Source organism: Paenibacillus foliorum (genome assembly GCF_013141765.1).
GTDB classification, from domain to species: Bacteria; Bacillota; Bacilli; order Paenibacillales; family NBRC-103111; genus Paenibacillus_S; species Paenibacillus_S foliorum.
This window is the reverse complement of the sequence record NZ_WHOD01000097.1, coordinates 152,396-171,340: the sequence shown is the minus strand read 5'-3', so window position 1 is coordinate 171,340 and position 18,945 is coordinate 152,396. Positions and strand designations below refer to the sequence as shown.

Genomic DNA, 18,945 nt, shown 5'->3' with positions numbered 1-18,945 from the left:
TGTTCTTCCATCGCTACTGTCCCTACGGGACGCGCTTTACCATTAGTGTTCTTACGACATTAACCTGTCTATCAAGTACTTATAGTCACTATCCCATTCACTCAGGCTCAACTATCATAATCCGGTTCTTTCGGTGTCATCTGGATCAGAAGTGATCGAAGCGACTTTCTACTGATTCAAAGGGATAGTGCTCATAAGTGATCGAAACGACTTTCTCCTGATTCAAAGGGATAGTACTCATAAATGATCGAGGCCACTTTCTCCTGACTCAAAGGGATAGTGCTCATAAGTTATCGAGACCACTTCCTACTAAGTCAAAGGGATAGTTCATATAAGAACATAAAAATACTATCCGATACAGTGACAGCTTGACCGACGAAGGAGAATTTCTCGATTCTAACGCGTCTTATTTAAGGCTTCTAACCATATCGTTCACTTTTGTGGAAATTTGTTTGTAGAATTGGTACATTTCTTCACCATCCGCAAGCTCAGTGCGGTCATAATCGAGCGCTGTTTTCGACTCTTGGTAGGAGCCAGCCATATCGCGAAGCAGGGAGACTATGCTGCCGATATCCTCGGAGGCTGTCAGCTGCTGGCTGCGTTTCGCTGCCTTCCGTTGCAAGATGTTTTGGCGCTTCTCATCCAGGCCGCGGAGCTTGGTATAAATCTCGTACTCCACGAATTTGTTAACCTGCATCAGATTGATGAAGGGCTCCCACGGATCTTCTTCAGAATCGTGGTCATACACGTATAGAGCACCTTTTTTGGTAATTACGCCCGTATACATGGCTTCTATAAAGTTAGCAATCAGCTTCTCTTCATCCTTATAGGCATTAAGCAGCTTCTCCAGCTCAGCGATCTTATCCGCGATCCGATCGTATTTGCGAAGCTCCTCTTTCACCAGCTTCAGCAGATCCGGTGAGCGGATCAAGTTTTCCTTAGCCATCTCCGAATTTACACTACCAAATATATCCTTGCGGCTCTCAGCCTCAAGCCCCTCAGCCACAAAACGCTTCAAATCACCGACACAGCGCTGCAGCTCACCAAGATTAGGCTTCGAAGCCGATAGCTGCAAGGCATAAGCTTCTAGGAATTGGTTCATGTCGAAAGGCTTTGTAAACACGCATTCGTAACGATTAATAGTACCGCTATCTTCGCCTTTTTCACGAATAACGCGAAGCGTAAGTGCTCTCTCGAAGGAAAAGCGCACTTCGGCATTGTATTTTTTGACCCGATTATTCTCGTACGTGTCTCCCCAAGATTTCTCTGGGATTGGAGACGGTAAATACGTCCAGTTTACCTTCTCTGTTTGAACAAGATGGCGGCCTATGCCTTCGGGCTCAAGAATGGTTCTTTCGTAGCTTTCTTCATATACCTTCATCGGCGTGTACAGGAACAATGGAATTCCATTTTGTGTGTTCAGCCAGAAGATGCGATTTTTGACTTCACTTTCCTTAATCGTAAACCGCGAGTTGGCAATCGCATTATCCTGGAAATTACGGATACCCTTAAAAATGTTCGGCGCCTTTACCGGTACGGAAACAAAACCCCACGAAGGGAAGTTAAAATTGCCCGAGCTGTTGCTCAAATGGAAGACCGGCTTGGCTTCCTCATACAGTCGTCCCGAGATTTTGGACTCAACCAGCTTTTCAATCGAATCCTCATGTCCGTACTTGATAATCAAATATTCTTCCATCGACTTTGTAATTAAATCGCCAAAATGATCGGTCAAAAACTCAGAGATCGAGCTGATGACATCCACTTCCTGCTCCTTAATCCATTGATTCGACTTAACAAGCATTTCGTTCGTGAAGTCCCGGATCAGATCATTCACATTTTTCTCATTGGTTACATCACCAACTAGTTTGGCGATGTCCGGAACACTTACAACGTTCCAATAATAAGTACGGTTGCCTTTATGATCTACTTCCTCTGCGCCGTTGGCCAGAATTCGTCCATTCTTCTCGAATATTTTATTAAGCTCACTCAGCAGCTCGGAAAACACCTGATAAATACGAGAATTTTCGTCATTGATCAAGGTATACAAATCTTCATAAAACTCAACCATCTGTTCCATCCGCTCGCGGTCGGCATGCAGCAGGCATTCCTGAATTTTGGCCTCGATGTAGGCATCCTTCTTCTTATCCTTAGAAATAAAGGCGCTGCGAGCCTCGGTCATTTTCTGCAAGGATTGCTCTTCAGCAGATTCAATGTCACGCGGAATGCGGTAAATGCTTTCTTTTAATGCCTCAATATAAGAAGAAATCAGCTTAAGAAGACAAAAGCCCTTATCCTGCAAAATAATACGAGAAACATAGAACGGTCCCTGTTCAGGATTTCGGAACATTTTGGTAATCTGCTCGGTGAAGCCTTCTTTCAGCTGCCCTGGAAGCTGTCTCCGGCTTTTAATGTATTCCTCGCGCGCCCGCGACAGGAAGCTCTGCTCCAGCTCGGTATCGATGTTAACCACCTGCTGTTTAATCACATTGCTATAGCTCATTCGCTCGCTGTTCTGGTAGCCAGGAATAGGCTCGGGAACTCGTTTGCCAAATTCACGATGCACGGAGTCAAGATCGATGCCCAGCTTATGCGCCAGCTTCTCCACATCCTCTTGGGACGGGCCTGCGTCGAACATTTTCTCCATCCGCTTGAACACCTTGAAAGCCAAATACGTCGTCATTTCTTCAATCGGCAGCACGGCAGAAGACGCACCTAGGATGTTATATTGGTAGTTGGCTGCATAGGTTTTGGGCATTTGGTTAATGTTCGTGCGAATGTTGCTTATATAGTCATGGATGGCAAATTCCTCACCGGATTGCTTATCCTCGCTTGCCATGAAGTTCGTAATATTTTCGGCCGTCACGTTCATGCAATAGTCGTAGGCATTTTCGAGCAGCTTGCCTTCCAAATTCGTAGCCGAAATGAGGTGAGCCAGATTAAAAGGCGGCATAGGCGAGTTCACGTTCAAAATATTGGCGTATTGCTGCTTGAACCGCTCATTCCGCTCATCCACGTTCATCCAGTAATCTAATTCCTTCATAGCCGCATAGCCATTTTTACGGATATATTCGCGTGAATGCTCCGTTAAGCTTTTGTTGGCCAGATTGACATCCGGTGTAAAAAGATAACCCAGCACATTCACCTTATCTACGCCAGCAGAGCCATAATCGCGCTCAATAATGCCTCTCACGATATACGAAATATCGAGGAAGCAGCCGCTTCCCGTTCCTCCTGACAGTCCTGTCAGCAGAAACACCATCAGCTTCTTGTTGGTACCAACAGACAACGACTTGATCTTCCGTTCAATAGTCTGTACGACCTGCACGATTTTGGTGAATAACAGCAAACGACCTGCCTGACGGACACCGGAAGCTCCGTTAATCCCATCCGTAATCGTCAATTCAGGAGATAACCACTCCCGGATATACGGCTCCAAAATGCTCCGGTTCTGAAGCACACTTCCGATCTCGGCATTAGACAGAAGCACGAATTCAGTCAGTGGATCAAGACCGATCCCTTTGTATTTCTTGTTGCGGTCATGCTCATTGGTTTCCAAAGCGAGAAACTCGACATTGTTCGGCTTCTCTTTCTTTTTCTTCGTAAAGGGATCCTCAGGCAGCTTAAATCTGCGATTAATTTGATACTTAAGACGTAGAAGCGCATCGATTCCGGTACCGCCAAGCCCAATGACGAGCATCGGATTGTCGATCGTATCCACACGAATTTTATCACTAATAATGCCACCGCCCAAAGACACGTCCAGCTGCTGAATATGCTCTCTTACAACTGCTTTCATAAAGGTTGCCCCCTGGATTCAAATTATTTCAAATATTCTATCGTGATGGATTTATTTACGTTTTGAAGTGAGATTTTGATTCGGTCGTTGTTCTTAAGCTCCTTGCCCTGTACGGCATCAAAGACGCGGCCGCCTTTTTCAATGACGCAGCTGGATTGGTTGTACAGAATTATCGTATCCCCCGGACCCGGCTTAAAAATAATCTGCTTCGTCTCAGCAAACTCTGGAGCTAGCTGCAGCAATTGATGCAGTTCAACCTTACCCTTAAATGCATTCAGCTTGCGATACTGCGGGCTTGTCCGCTCTCCAGTGTCTTCGTCCTTCACTTCCACAACCATTTGCCCAAAAAAGCCCTTGTTGGCCTTTTTCCACAAGGAAAGTGCGAACAATGCTGCCGCAATCAGCAGCACCAATGCCCCGCCGATCCATGCAATCGGAGTGATAAGTGTAGCACTGCTTGCATCGGCTGGTGAGGTGTTCGGAGCAGTTGGAGCAGGCGCAGCCGCTCCCGCCTTTTTCGCTGAAATGGATGCTGGCTGAGACTCCCGTACGAAGTTCGCATCCTCCACCTTTACTTTCACCTCGTAGTCATGCGCTTCAGCCACCTTCATCGTACCTTCAAAGCCCTGTGCTGCCGTGGTGAGCGGAGATTCCATAGTTTTCTTCGTATCGAGATCCGTAACAATCAATGTAGCCTTAGCGTTTTTATATAAATTGGCATCGGTCGCCTTCTGTCCATTAGCTTGTAAATAGGCTTTAACCGGCACAGCATCCCCGGGCTTATAAGATATAGACGATGAAAGTTCCATCGACACCTGCACATCGTAGTTATAAATTAAATTAATATCGATTTTTTCTTTCGGAACCCCTTTAATTCTAAGCTTCCAATCCCCTTGCACTGGGCTCAAAAGCTTAATTAACGTATAAGCGGAAGACGACGAATACACGATTTTATCCGAAGGGATAGTCTGTTCCTGTCCTGCTGGATTAATCAGCTTCACTTCCACCGGCTTGGACGACATTATCGAAATGTTAGCCTCCAGCACACTCGCATTCGGGATATTCACTGTCACGTCCTGAAAATCGCCATTCGCGGTAAAGCCAGTTAAAGGCATCACCTTGAGCTTCAAATGACTCGCATAAATCTCACTCAGAATTTTCGGCAAATTATCTGCTGTGCTTGTAATAAACAGCTTACCGCCCGTCTCGCTAGAGATCCGCTCCAGCACATCCTTGTTCAGCTTTCCGTCCGCATTCAAACCGATCGTGTAAACGGGGATGCCTTTTTCCTTAGCCTTTTTCACTGCCTGGTTTAGCACCTGATCGGACTGCTCCTGGCTCTTGCCTGTGTTTAACGAATTGTTACCGTCCGTTAGAAGCACGATTAGCGGCACATGGCCTGCCTCTCCTCCGCCGGACTCTAATACTTTTACAGCTTCATTAACCCCGACTGCAACATCTGTATAGGGTCCTCTCGTCAATTGATCTATAAACGATTTGAGATTCTGCTTGTCCTGCACACCGCTGATCTTAAGTAGCGCCTTCTCCCGCAAAATCTGATCGGTATAAGCAACTACACCAATTTTATCTCCTTGTACGGAGGCCATATCGATAAACATTTTCATCGCTTCAAAGCTTACTTTATTAACATCGCTTTCGTTCATAGAGCTGCTTACATCTACAGACAGTACCGCATCTATTTTGGTATCACCGGCAGCAGGGGCAGCAAATCCACTGAGCGGCAAGCATAGCAGCAGACTGAGTATAGCTGCGGTCAAGGTTATTATCATTTTATTTGTTCTCACGCGTTAATCCTCCGAATTCTCAATAACCGGGTTTGTCGAACCGGCGGTCTAGTTTTGTAGGTAATTGGTAAATGTGGCAGTAAAATAGAATTATCTTTCTACTTCTCATATTAATCTTTTAACACGTAAAATTCCACTGTTCCCACTCTTATGATATTCTTATCATGATTTAATAGTTTCATAACACGGGTCTTCATGTGTCTACTAGTACGAGTTCAAAAAGTCAACTTTTGAACAACTTTTAAATAGGAGGATTATAATGCTGACTTATTGCTTGTTAGCTTTAGCCGCTATTTTTATCCTAAACCGCTGGGTTCAATTTAATAAAATCAAACGGAGCGCAGTCTCCCTTGAAAGTATAGATACCGATCTGCAAAGCCGGTTGAATGGCGGTGAACACCCTGGCAAATAAGATTGCAGCGCACTTTCGCAAAACCCGAGCGACCAGCCACACCTTTCAACGTTTGAAACAGTGTAAAAGTTGCGGCAATTACTCCACTCTATGGGAAGACCGCTGCCTGCAGTGCGGTGCAGAAGGCAAATTTCTCGATCTTCAGGTGCTAACCAGATACATCCTGCAACGCAACACGCAAAGGGACGTATTGATTATCAGCACGGCAAGCCTCGCCGCTTGTGTTTTGGCCCGCAGCTTTATGGAGATGGCCATCTCGCTGCTTGCAGGAGCTGCGCTTATTGTGGCGTATTTTCTAATCCGCAGGCCGTATGTCCCCTATTTGGAGAAGCGAACGGTACAAGAACTGCTGCTGCACGAAAATGCTGCCATACGCGAAGGCTTGCTTCGCGACACCGAGGACGCAGCCAACGATTTGAAGTCTAATAACTTCAAGCTCGCCTACGAGAAGCTGAGAGAAATTGGCTATTTAATCAGCGGCAATCAGGTAAAAATCCTGAAGCTTATGTGTCTAAATCATTTTGTACTTCGTAAAGATATGGATCTTGAATTAAGCACACTTGTACCTGACGAGTTTGATCCGGATTTTATCCGCTATTTATTTGAAGTAAGCAAGGTAAGCCCTGAGCTTGTTAAACGTAATGTCATCGACTATACATTTAAGCACCGAGCAGAGATCGAGGCAATGGAGGGTGGCCGTGCTGTAATGGGGCTGGTAGTGACCGCAGCCCTGCGTGTTAATGCATATGTCATTCAATATCAGCAGATGATTGCTGATTATGTAGATGACTTGCAGCGCGAGAGGTTGATCAGGCTATGTCGATTGGTCGCGGGCAGTCCAGATTCCTATCCCCAGCTTTACCCTAGGGTTAAGGAATTGGTAAAGCAGAAATATGAGACAGATCCGGAATTCCAAGGATTATTATAAGGTTGCGCGAAGCTTGCGAGGCCAGCTTCACGGGCAAAAATTGGTCCCATGAAGTATGAGTTCCATATTTAAAAGAAAGGAGGCTTGAAATGTCTGCTTCCATGTACAACCGCTCCATACGAAGCCGCAATGTAGCTGCTATGCTGCTTGCCATTATGCTGTGCTTAGCCGCTTACAAGGGATATAACAGCTGGATGAAAACCAAGCTGTACGCTGAAGCAGCCTCGCTGCAGGCAGCGGGCAGCGATCTTGAAGCGGAAGAAGCCTATACAAAAGCTCAGAGCATTAACAGCATTAATTATAAAGAAAGTGAGACAGCTGAGGCGCTCTCAGCGTTAAGGCCGGTGACAGAGCTAAAGCGATACTTCGGCGCACTCGAGGCGGATTTAGCTGCAGCGGAGGGGGCCAACGACATCAACCTGCTGCTGAAGAGCTACGAAGCCTTCCAGACTAAAGTGGCAGAAATAGCCTCACAGGATGAGGCTGCCAAAAAGCGGTTTGCCGACATGGCCTCCACCAATAAGATAGACGAACGGTTCACCGAGGTATTCACCAATAGCAAGCAGACACTCATCCAAAGCTTGGAGGCTGATATTAGCAAGAAAACGTTCGACAGCGATAACGCAATAATCTATCTCCTACAGCTGCCAGCTGCCTACTTCACGGATGAGAAAAACAAAAAACAGCAGCTAAGCAAGCTGCTTGAAAGATACGATCAAGCCCGACTGGATGTCGTCTTCAAGAATAAAGCTTATGAAGACGTCCTGAAGGATGCGGTGCGAATCCGCAAGTTTTATGATTCTAACGGTGTTGACGCACCTTGGCTGCTGCCTAAAGTGGAAGCTTACGCACAGAGCGAGCTTGCCAAGCTGCTCACCAAAAACGACTTGCCCGGCTTCATCAGCAAGGCCCGGACTTATCAAGCCTATAAAGAGCTAGGCGGCTCTTCATCCAAGGTACTTGCATATGTTCAAACCAACATACGCAAGCAGTTTGACCGTGCCGATCAGCTCATTACTTCCCGTAAATTCGCGGATGCTATTGCCTTATACAACGTATTGGATAAGTATCAGGATACGCAAAAAGAGGTTAGCAGCACCGAGCAGCTCTGGCTTGAGACCGATCCGCTCCAGCTGCTGCGCAAAGCAGCTGGCAATGAGGTCAAGTTCACTAATGTCATCAGCGCTAAATCAACGGGAGGTACCAAACTGCTTGCAGCCGGCTTAGTGGATAACAAAGCTATAGTAATGGCACGCTTGCTGACGGATCAAAAAATCGAGACCGCTCAAGCTGAGTTGGACAAAGGACTTACTATAAAAACGATCCAATGGTCGGAGCAGCTTGGGGATGCCAAACCGGATACCCCAGCTCTACTTATCGAAGCGGCATCGAAAAATCGAAAAGCACGATACATCGCCTATGAAGTAAAGTCAACGCAAATGCGCAAGATTCTGGACATCGAGGCTGATAAAATGGATATAGACCGCTCCGGAACACTCGTTTTGGACAATCCGGCAGGTGAGGGCGCAGGACGCAAGGCTTACTACGAGTACCGCGACAACCGGTATGTATTCGCCAAAACTAATGTGGACTTCATTGAAATTCCACTAGCCGAGCTTACGAGTCATAAAAACGAGAAGGTTCGCTTCCAAGTTACGATCACCTCTGTTGAGGACAACAAGGCTACCGTTCAGCTTAGCAACGGCTATATAACACTAAACGGCAAATTCAAGTTCAAAACAGGACCAGCCACAATCACCGGTACTTATACTGGCCTTGAGGAAGTGAGAAAAGCCCCTTCTCAGCTTTACGAGTATAAGGTTACTGTTACGGATATAGCACAATAGTAATGGGATGTCGAATTCGGCGCTTTTACACATTTTTGAGCCTAATATATGGCTCGAAACCTAAAGTAGCACTTGTCGAAGTCATTCAATTTCGGCTCCATACCCAGCTCAGCGCTTGACAAGACCTTACAAACGGCAATGGCAGCGCTCAACACATTGTTCAAAGCCATTGCCTTCCTACAAAACCTGTATCTATACAGCCTTTTGACCATTTTATCGGCAGTCTTCGTGAATTCATGCAAATGTACATTCTTTTTTCATTCTTAGCTGAGCCGGATCGTTTTGCATGAAAATTGATGTACTTTCGCAGTTCTTTTCACTGAACAGAAAATTTCAGTAGAAAATAACTGCATTTCTGCAGGATATTGTGCAGGCTGATGATCAGAGGAGGCTCGAGATTATAACAGCAAAAAACGGTAGCATCAGGGTTCACCCTAGCGCTACCGTTTTTGTTTTTTTGATCTATTCCCGCCTTCTTCTGCAGACAAGGGAAATCCAACTTCTAAGCTTACTTGTGGCAAGTTGCTCTTAACATCTTACTATTTCTTCGATTTCGCTAAGCTAGCTGCGTATTCTTCCATAATCTTATCGCCGCCATTTTTGCGCCAATCGTCGATAGCCTTCTGCCAGCCCGCTTCATCTAGCTTGCCGTAGATGAATTTGGTTTTGGCATCATCGATAGCCGTTTGCAGCTCAACACCCTTTAAATTTTGCGTCTGTGAAACCAACGCGTTAGTAGGGTTGATGACAGCAAATTTAGCTAATTCAGGTATAATAGCATTTCGTTTCTTTTCTAGCGCTGTTTCCTCGCCTGGTGTTTTGGCAGTTGGCTTCGTAATTAGTAGCTGGTTATAGTTCGAATTGGATTCAGTATCCCATAGCTTTTGATCAATGAAGGTCGGTTTCCCATTCTCGGTTTTATAGTGTCTGCCTTCAATACCCCAGCCTGTTAAGTCGATCATTTTCTGATCCGTCAATTTATCGAAGAAAGCCAGAATTTTTTTCAAATCCGCTTCGGTCTTCACGCTTGATTTCGGGAACATATATAAGCCATTATATCCTGTGCCGCCTAGAGATTTATCCCCGTTCGGCCCCTTTACACTGCCTATGATGTCCATTTTGGAATCTGGAAACGCTTTGATAAGGGACGAGTATAAATCCGGTGCATCATTCATGCTGCCCATGTAAGCTCCAGCTTTACCTTGCTTGAACACATCCCGCTTCTGCTGATTATTCAGTACGGCGAAATCCTGAACGAGAATTTTCTCATCATACAGCTTCTTGTAGAACTTCATCGCTTGCACATATTCAGGTGACATGAAATCAGGCGTGAATTTGCCATCCTTCTGCAGCCATCCGTTCGGAGCACCCATAAAGGTGCTTATCATAGGAAGCCCTGCCAGCAATTTATCCTCGGTTAAGCCAACGGTATCGTTTTTCCCATTTTTGTCAGGGTCGTTGAACGTAAACGCTTTTAATACATTATACAGGTCGTCGATGGTTTTAGGCTCCTGCAAGCCGGCATTATCTAGCCAATCCTTGCGATACGTGATTCCTTGAGTTGCAATATCACGCTCACGGAACAGACCATATATTTTGCCGTTAACTGAAACGTTGTTGAGCACATCTTTATTCATTTTGTTGAGAAACGGATAATCCTTCAAGTAAGGCCCGACTTCCCAGAACATGCCTGACTCTACTGCTGATACAATGTTGGAATCTTTATTGTTGCCAATCAATATAACCATCGGAAGCTCGCCCGAAGCTACAGTAGCGTTAACCTTCTCTTTGTAAGTGCTTGCAGGGACCCAGGTGAATTGGAGCTTGGTGTTCGTGAACGCTTCCATTTTCTTCTGAATTTCGCCCTCAGGGTTCGGTGGCTCCGAGAACATATTACTCATGATGCTGATTTTGAAAGGCTGTCCGTTATCTGTCTGTGCAGCCTTCCCGTTCGTCTCTGCGCTTTTTCCGTCCCCGCTGCCGCATGCCGACAACACAAGACTGGTTGAGAGCAGCAGGACTACGGATGCGGTGAATGATTTACGACCCTTTTTTGATAAAATCATTTTGAAATTCCTCCCTGTTTATCCTTTTTATCATAAATCCGGATTCCTGTCAGCCTTTGACGGAGCCCAGTAAAACCCCTTTGGCGAAATGCTTCTGTAGAAACGGATAGACAATCAAAATCGGAACCGTTGAAACCACGATAACAGCCATCTTGATAATATCCGGTGGAGGCGCTATATACGTATCGTCGAACTGTGTGGAGTCCCCAATGCCGCCCTGAGCCAAAATAACGATTTGCCGCAGCCACACCTGAATCGGCCACTTATGGGCGTCATTGATATAGAGAATAGCGTTGAAAAAGCTGTTCCAATGTCCTACCGCATAAAACAAGGAAAAGGTCGCAATAATCGGCATAGACAGAGGCAGCACGATACGAAACAAAATACCGACATCATTACAGCCATCGATCTTGGCAGCCTCCTCCAAGCCATCAGGCAGCTGCTGGAAGAAGTTCATAATAACAATCAGGTTAAAGGCACTGATCAACCCAGGCACAATAAGAGACGCATACGTATCGAGCATCCCGAATGCCTTCACTACGAGAAAGGTTGGGATCATTCCGCCATTAAAAATCATCGTAAACAGAATCAGCCACATCATAACCTTCCGGCCATCTAGATCCTTACGCGATAACGGATACGAGGTCAGTACCGTGAAAAACAGGTTGCACGCAGTCCCGACAATCGTCAATCCAATCGTAACGAGCAGGCTGCTCACAATGATGTTGCTGGAAAATATATATTTGTAGCCTTCGAGCGAGAAGGTTTCCGGGAACAAAATGAACCCTTTTCGAATGACCTCCTGCGGTGTGGCAAAAGATACGGAAATGATGTAAAGAAAAGGAATAATGGCAACAAGGGCAACAAGCACGAGCACCAAGGTGTTAACACCGTCAAACAATCTGCTCCCCATTGAGCGGTCGACCATGAATTTGTCCTCCTTCTGAGCGGACTTTATTTCTTAATAAAGACCTTCTTCTGTAAATTTCCTTGAAAGCCAGTTCGCTGTGACTACCAGGATCAGACCGATAACTGATTTAAACAAGCCTACAGCCGTGCTATAGCTGAACTGTCCCTGCTGAACGCCTATTACATACACATAAGTGTCAAAAACCTCGCCTACCTCACGGTTCATTGAATTCAGCATCAGAAAAATTTGCTCGAACCCATTATCAAGGAAGCTGCCTAGACGCAATATTAATAGAATCATTATCGTGCTGCGGATCGCCGGCAGTGTAACATGCCAGAGCTGTCTCATCCGCCCCGCTCCATCCATCTTAGCTGCTTCATATAACTGAGGATCGACCCCTGCCAAAGCCGCTAAAAAGATGATCGTTCCCCATCCGCTTTCTTTCCAGATCACTTCTGCTGTTATCATAGTACGGAACCAGTCGCTGCTTACGAGAAAATCAATTTTTTCCATCCCCATACTGACAAATAGCTTGTTAATAACTCCGCCTTCCGTAGAGAAGAACATATACACGATCCCCACCACAACAACCCAGGATACAAAATGCGGGATATATACAAGCGTTTGGACCCAACGTTTCACAATCTCGCTGCGCAGCTCATTCAGCATAATCGCCAGAAATATCGGCAGCGGGAAGAAAAAGGCCAGATTATAGAAGGCTAATATCAATGTGTTTTTGAACAGCAGGATGAAATTCGCATCCAGAAAAAACCGCTCAAAATGCTTCAGCCCTACCCACTCACTGCCCCAAAATCCTTTAAAAGGTAAAAAGTCCATAAACGAAATGAGGAGCCCCCACATGGGTAAATAACGAAACGACAGAAAATATAGAATTCCCGGTATCAGCATGATATAAAGCCAGCGGTTTTTAGCCATTCTTCTTAATAAAGCAGCTCTTGCTAACGATGATTTGGTTTGTTCCGGCCCAATGGCCTGAGTCTGCATATTCATGCTGCCTCCCTTTCCATTCAAACCCACAGGACTTCCCTTCATCGTGTCACCTCCTTAAGTATTTGCGCTTGCTTGTTCTGCTCTGAATCGATCATAGCTGAATAAACTATCACAAACTATACTCATTACCGTGCTTTATCTGTGTTTTAGCAGGCATAATCAATTGCGGTCAGCAGATGATCATTTGCGGCCAAGGGGCATTACGACCGATTAAATGGCCGTTTTTCCCGATGTGGACTCCCTCCTTAACCATGCCCACTCGTAAAAAAAGACTATGAGGAGCAGATCTGCTCCATCATAGTCTCGCTTTAATCTCCTATTAAACTCATCAATTCTCATCTAAAATCGGATATAATCCAGATTACATTATTCCTCATCGGATAGATTTACTTGTGCCCGGTACTGCCCAGGCGTCACGCCCTCCATTTTGCGGAAGTTGCGGATAAAATTTTGCGCATTGTTATATTTCAGCTTCTGCGCGATTTCATGAATCTTCATGTCCGTTTCCGCCAGCCATTTGCGTGCCATAAGATGCCTGTAATTGCTTAAATAATCGCTAAAATTCATGCCGGTTTCTTTACGGAACAGCTTGCGGATATAATCGGGAGCATAATTGAGTCGTGAAGCGCACCATTCCAAAGTAAGATCCGTGTCGAATTTCTCTTGAATCAGCTCTATAACTTGCACCGATAGGCTAACCGCCTGCGACTCCCGCTGCTTGCGCTGGGCTTCTATGACCGGAACGATAATACTTTTCCAGAGCCAAGCCTCGGTTTCCTCCGGTGTATGCAGATTGAACAGCTGCTCGAACAGACTGCTGGCTTCCCCCTGCAGCGGCTGAAACGCAATACCCTCATCTTGAAGCAGTCCGATGACCTCCACAAGCAGCCGCGCCAAAGCTACCTGATACTCTCGATGACTAAGCGGAACCTTTATCAGCGTACGCATCCATTCGGACAGCAGCTCCGCAGCCTTCTTTTGATCAAGGAACTGAACGGCATGCAGAAGCTCTTCCCCCAAAAGCTTCGGATAGTATCGGGTCAACTCCCGCTGGGGCTTCACATCTGTGATATCTAGTATCGCTTCTTCCCCTAGTCGCATCCGGTATTTCAACGCATCTAAAGACTCTCGGAAAGCAGCAGGTGTCTGTAAGACTTCGTCAAACGGTTGGCTGATCCCAATGCTTACCTTCAGCTTAACGTAATCTGCGGCAGCCTTCTGAATCTTCTCCGCCATGGAGGAAACATATTCGCGAAATGCGCTTACCTCGGTATGATTGCCGCCTATGAGAGTGACTTGAAAGCGGTCAATAAGAATTGGATTGTATCGGCTGGACGAAGGAATCACCTCGCCTGCGATATTGCTCATCGCAAACATCAGCAGGTCTTTATCGCGTTCTCCATAATTAGTTTGCTCCAGCGTATCGATTTGCAGAGCAAGTACAGCATGCCAACGCCATCGAGGCAGCTCAAATTGGCTTATTTTCTCCCGAACCTCGCTTGGGGACAGCTGCCCGTTAAACAATTTCAATACAAAAAAGTCCTTGAGCTGCCGAGACTGATTGCCTACAACCGCTTCCATCTGCTGCTGGGAATTGATCAGAAAATCAATCCGCTTGCCTATATACAGCAGCTCATCCGATCTGTTTTCCGAGAGCTCCTCACCAGTTGGCGTCTGGACGGATTCATAGATTCTGCGGATTGGCAGATACATTCTTTTAGAGCCTAACAAGGTAAAAACTGCAATCGCCAGCATTATAACTAAGCATGTCCATAATGTAGCCCAGCTTATCGCTCTCGCATCTTGAGTCACCACATCATATGGGATAATTGAGGCATAAATCCAATCATTATAGGATGATCTAATATACACCACATTAACCGATTCATTATTATAATGTGCCTGGAAATCTCCCTGTCTGGCATCCGATGCTGCGAAGCCATCCCTCAGCTCTTTTTCTTTCAAAAGCTGCCCAGCTTTATTATTGTGATCTGTAGCGATAATCCGATAATCAGCATCCAAAATCAGCACCTTGCCTGAGCCGCTAGAGCCTTCAATCATCTGATTCAACTCCATATAAGGCATATGAAGCAGAATAGCCCCTTCCGGCACAATCGTATTGACTGGGACGCTTTTGATCAAGCTAATCCCTGGATAGCCAGCTGTTCTTGGATATAATGAATTGTCGCTAACCCATGCTGATGTTTTTTTTATAGCCGGAAAAACACCTTGCAGCGGCGAGTTGACTGCCTGTTGGAAACCTCCCCCGATAATCATCCAGTTCTGTTTGAAGCTATGCAGCTCCACATCGCTGATACGAAGCTCATAGGTCTGAATGTGAATCAGCGCATCGACCAGCTCATTGATATCCTTGTAATTTTGCTCGGAAAAGGGTTGACTGACTGCATTTTTCAATAGTGCGCTTTCAATTGCCTGTGTAGAAACATTATCAATAGCCTTCAGCAGCTGCTCCACGCGCATCCGTGTCTGGTTTATGACGTTAATATTAGCCTCATTCACTTTAATTTGAATCGCACCAGATGCTTTGTATACGGAAAAAAGACCAAGACATATAACCGGCAGCATACTTAAACAAAAACAGAAGATTAACAACCGATAAAAATACTTTGACGTTCTCAAATCGAAACCCCTCATGATCCAGTTAGATTTTAAATAGTATTTCGATTGAAGTAGCTTCAATTCCTTTATATGAGCTTATTCGACAGAGGAAAGTTTAGGTTTATAGCAAAAATGGCATTATAAAATGGATGAAAAAGCATTGCAAAGGCAATGAGGATAGAGTACAATAAGTTTGCCTAATTAACGTTAGTTAGAATAAAGGGTAGGGGACGACCCCTAATATGAAAGGTGTGGCGAAAGTGACAGCCATCAAAATAAAAGCAGCCGCGCTGCGCTTGTTCGCTCAAAACGGCTATGATGCAACCCCACTATCAGGAATTGCTAATGAGGTCGGTATTAAAACCCCTTCCTTGTATGCACATTTTTCAAGTAAGGAAGATTTGTTTCTGGCGGTGTTCGATAGCGTCATACAGGAGCAGCTTGTAAAAATCAGAGCAATAGAGCAGTCCATTGCGGAAATGTCTGTTCACGATAAGCTTCATACCATCGTCCAGGACGTTTGCCGGACCTACTGGCTGAGCGAGGAGAACGTCACCTTTCTCAAGAGAGCTATGCTCTTCCCCCCCACTTCTCTGCAGGAGGCGCTGCGCTCCCGTTTTGCTGAATCAGAGGAAGCCTTGTCTGTGGTGCTGAAGAACATTTTCTTAAAAGGAATGGAAGAGGGAATCCTTCGACAAGAACAAATCGAGGACTTGCTTGCTTCTTTCTATTGTTTGGTTGACGGTGCCTTTATCCAGCAGTTTTACTATAACCGCAATGATTTCGAACAGCGTATGCAGAGCGTATGGCGATTGTATTGGCAAGGCATTATAACTAAATAAAACCCGGTTCTGTTCTATGTAAGGTTTGAAAGGAAATGTGATTAAAGTGAATAAACAATGGATTCAAGTAATTGTAGCTGCATGCTTTGAGGTTCTATGGGTGATTGGCTTGAAGCATGCGGATAGCTTATGGGAATGGTTAGGAACAGCCATTGCTATTAGTATTAGCTTTTATTTAATGATAAAAGCAGGTGAAGAATTGCCCGTTGGAACGGTATACGCCGTATTCGTTGGTTTAGGAACAGCAGGAACCGTTCTGTCTGAGATGCTATTATTTGGGGAACCTCTTAAAATTACCAAGCTGCTTTTTATTATTGCCCTTCTAATAGGAGTTATCGGGCTTAAGCTCATCACCAAGGATACGTCTGAAGTCAAGGGAGCTGAATCCAAATGAACTGGATCTCTCTGATTATAGCAGGTATATGTGAAATGATTGGTGTCGTAATGATGCATAGATTATACAAGGATCGTAATTGGAAAAACATGCTGCTGCTCATAGCTGGGTTTGGAGCTAGCTTTCTTTTTCTCTCCATTGCCATGAAGACTTTACCTATGGGTATTTCATACGCAGTATGGACAGGAATAGGCGCTTCAGGCGGGGCAATCCTAGGAATGATCTTTTATGGCGAGCCCAAGAATTTAATGAGAATACTCTGTATTACGTTAATCCTCGGATCCGCAGTGGGGTTAAAGCTGGTTGCGTAACAGATATGGCTGTACTGATAAATAGAATAGATAACCAATTGAATAACATAAAGAAGCCTCCGACTGCTTGAAATGGTCGGAGGCTTTTCTAATTGTTCTATCTGCGAAGGTAGCCGCTAGGCAAAATACCGGTTCTTCGAATGTTGCGAATGGTGGAGCGGCTCAGGCCATCACTTTTTCGAACTGCGTTCGATATAGCCTTGCGTACAGCCCATCATGCTGCAGCAGTTCTGCATGCCGGCCGGACTCTGCCACGCGTCCGGCCTCAAGTACAATGATCCTGTCCGCAGTCAGGATCGTGGACAACCGGTGGGCGATGACGAGCGTCGTCCGCCCGCGCATTAATTCATCGAGCGCCGCTTGCACATACGACTCCGATTCGGAGTCGAGGTGCGAGGTCGCCTCGTCCAGCACTAGAATGCGCGGATTCTTCAGAATCGCCCGCGCAATGGCGAGCCGCTGCCGCTCCCCGCCGGAGAGACGATGGCCGCGTTCGCCGACCATCGTCCCATAGCCCTGCGGCATGGCAGCGATGGCTTCATGGATGTAGGCCTGACGACAGGCCGACTCCAGCTCTTCATCGGTCGCGTCCATGCGCGCGAAACGCAGATTGTCCCGCACCGAGGCGTGGAACAGGAACGACTCCTGTGTCACGAACGCGATCTGATCGCGCAGCGACGACAAGGTCACATCCTTGATATTCTGGCCATCGATGGTGACCGCCCCTTCAGTCGGATCATACAAACGTGCCAGCATGCCGATTAAAGTTGACTTGCCTGCTCCGCTCGGGCCCACAATAGCCACAACTTCACCTGGTAGAGCAGAAAAAGAGATATTATGCAGCGCGTACTTCTCCTTATTGTAGGCGTAGGATACGTGTTGGAACGCAACATTTCCCCGCGCCGGTGGAAGCTTCTGTGCTCCTGGCACATTCGCTACATCCGGCTGCATGTCCTCATATTCGAAGATGCGCTGAAACACACCCAGTGCTGTCGCCACCTCGACCTGCAGATTTAACAGCGTGCCGACTGGGCCATACAATCGGCCCAAATATGCTGTAAAGGCGACGATAGCGCCTATCGTCATGGTTCCCTCAACGACGTTCCAGCCGCCGTACCAGTAGATCAACGCTGTACCTAGAGGTCCCAAAATGCCGAGCACCATGCCAAACCATCGTCCAACTAAATTAAGACGGAGCTCCAGATCCATCACCTTTTGGTTCAGAACGTCAAAATCCTTCTCCTGCTTTGACTCCTGTTGAAAAATCCGAGTCAGAAGCGCACCCGAAACGCCAAAGATTTCTCCCAGCTGAGCCGACATATCTCCGCGCACACGCTGCGTTTCACCACGCAGTCGCTTACGTATCTGCGACACTTTGCGAACAGGCAGAATAAACAAGGGCAGGATGATTGTCGACAATATCGCCAATCTCCAATCCAACACAAATAGAATAACTACCGTTGTGATGACGATGACTGCTTGGGTCACGGCCGATACTACCACGGTAGTAACCACGTTCTGCACAGCTTGCACATCGCCCGTCAGCCGCTGAATGATTTCACCCGATTTCGCATCGGTGAAGAAGCTCATCGATTGTTTCTGCAGATTAGCGAATAGCGTTCGCCGAAGATCGCGCATAACTCCTTGGCCTACCTTCGTATTCTGGTGGTTCTGCCATACTCCAAGCAACCCGCTTAACAGTGGAAGAAGCACCAGCAGCCCTATCATTAAAGTGAGCATCCTTTTATCGCCTTGTGGTATCGCACTATCTATAATTTCTTTCATTACAAGCGGTGGAATTAAGCCAATCAGCGCTGCAGCTAGCGCAAGAGCAATAATAGCTGTCAATTGCCATATGTATCCGCGAAACAAACCATAGATTCGACTTATCGACACCTCTTTCAAGCTTGCTTTCCCCCGGCTTTGCAGCGCTTGCTTACTTCCTCCATCCCACCGTCCACTCCCGCCATTGTCTCTCATTGTCACACATCTCCTCAAGTAAGA

The 18,945-nt window shown here is 46.2% G+C and carries 13 protein-coding genes; 6 read left to right on the top strand and 7 right to left on the bottom strand.

Annotated elements, in window-relative coordinates:
• Positions 1 to 406: 406 nt before the first annotated feature.
• Together GC093_RS25300 and GC093_RS25295 are read right to left on the bottom strand one after the other, a co-directional pair.
• Complete coding sequence (locus GC093_RS25300; RefSeq protein ID WP_171654691.1) at positions 407 to 3,796, bottom strand: tubulin-like doman-containing protein; 3,390 nt, start codon at positions 3,794 to 3,796, stop codon at positions 407 to 409.
• A 23-nt stretch (positions 3,797 to 3,819) separates the two neighbouring features.
• The gene (locus tag GC093_RS25295) at positions 3,820 to 5,586 is read right to left on the bottom strand and encodes a VWA domain-containing protein (RefSeq protein WP_171654698.1); all 1,767 of its coding nucleotides are present in this window, start codon (positions 5,584 to 5,586) and stop codon (positions 3,820 to 3,822) included.
• A 274-nt stretch (positions 5,587 to 5,860) separates the two neighbouring features.
• Here GC093_RS25295 and GC093_RS25290 point away from each other — a divergent pair, with 274 nt between their 5' ends.
• From GC093_RS25290 to GC093_RS25280, 3 genes are all read left to right on the top strand, one after another.
• Positions 5,861 to 6,013 (top strand): hypothetical protein, encoded by a 153-nt coding sequence (locus GC093_RS25290; RefSeq protein WP_171654690.1) that lies wholly within the window; start codon positions 5,861 to 5,863, stop codon positions 6,011 to 6,013.
• On the top strand, positions 5,988 to 6,941 hold the full coding sequence (locus GC093_RS25285) for a hypothetical protein (RefSeq protein WP_171654689.1): 954 nt from the start codon (positions 5,988 to 5,990) through the stop codon (positions 6,939 to 6,941). The genes GC093_RS25290 and GC093_RS25285 overlap by 26 nt, the downstream gene beginning before the upstream one ends.
• A gap of 89 nt (positions 6,942 to 7,030) precedes the next feature.
• A complete protein-coding gene (locus GC093_RS25280; RefSeq protein WP_171654688.1) occupies positions 7,031 to 8,788 on the top strand; it encodes a hypothetical protein in 1,758 nt (585 codons plus the stop codon).
• Positions 8,789 to 9,327: 539 nt separating this feature from the next.
• Here the strand turns inward: GC093_RS25280 and GC093_RS25275 are convergent.
• The 4 genes from GC093_RS25275 to GC093_RS25260 form a co-directional block, all read right to left on the bottom strand.
• Entirely contained in the window at positions 9,328 to 10,854 is a 1,527-nt protein-coding gene (locus GC093_RS25275) for an extracellular solute-binding protein (RefSeq protein WP_171654687.1), read from the bottom strand.
• 49 nt (positions 10,855 to 10,903) lie between these two features.
• Positions 10,904 to 11,782: a carbohydrate ABC transporter permease gene (locus GC093_RS25270; RefSeq protein WP_171654686.1), complete on the bottom strand. Its 879-nt coding sequence runs from the start codon at positions 11,780 to 11,782 to the stop codon at positions 10,904 to 10,906.
• 33 nt (positions 11,783 to 11,815) lie between these two features.
• Positions 11,816 to 12,700, bottom strand: coding sequence for an ABC transporter permease (locus GC093_RS25265; protein ID WP_376768679.1), 885 nt, complete (start codon positions 12,698 to 12,700; stop codon positions 11,816 to 11,818).
• A gap of 441 nt (positions 12,701 to 13,141) precedes the next feature.
• Positions 13,142 to 15,415, bottom strand: a complete 2,274-nt coding sequence (locus tag GC093_RS25260) for a helix-turn-helix domain-containing protein (protein ID WP_171654685.1) — start codon at positions 15,413 to 15,415, stop codon at positions 13,142 to 13,144.
• A 221-nt stretch (positions 15,416 to 15,636) separates the two neighbouring features.
• Between GC093_RS25260 and GC093_RS25255 the strand changes: the two genes are divergently transcribed.
• The 3 genes from GC093_RS25255 to GC093_RS25245 are packed head-to-tail and all read left to right on the top strand — an operon-like array spanning position 15,637 to position 16,941.
• Positions 15,637 to 16,236, top strand: a complete 600-nt coding sequence (locus GC093_RS25255) for a TetR/AcrR family transcriptional regulator (RefSeq protein WP_171654684.1) — start codon at positions 15,637 to 15,639, stop codon at positions 16,234 to 16,236.
• Positions 16,237 to 16,282: 46 nt separating this feature from the next.
• On the top strand, positions 16,283 to 16,630 hold the full coding sequence (locus tag GC093_RS25250; protein WP_171654683.1) for a DMT family transporter: 348 nt from the start codon (positions 16,283 to 16,285) through the stop codon (positions 16,628 to 16,630).
• Positions 16,627 to 16,941, top strand: a complete 315-nt coding sequence (locus GC093_RS25245) for a DMT family transporter (protein ID WP_171654682.1) — start codon at positions 16,627 to 16,629, stop codon at positions 16,939 to 16,941. The genes GC093_RS25250 and GC093_RS25245 overlap by 4 nt, the downstream gene beginning before the upstream one ends.
• 162 nt (positions 16,942 to 17,103) lie before the next feature.
• Here the strand turns inward: GC093_RS25245 and GC093_RS25240 are convergent, their stop codons facing one another.
• The gene (locus GC093_RS25240) at positions 17,104 to 18,939 is read right to left on the bottom strand and encodes an ABC transporter ATP-binding protein (RefSeq protein ID WP_246315242.1); all 1,836 of its coding nucleotides are present in this window, start codon (positions 18,937 to 18,939) and stop codon (positions 17,104 to 17,106) included.
• Between the last annotated feature and the right edge of the window lie 6 nt (positions 18,940 to 18,945).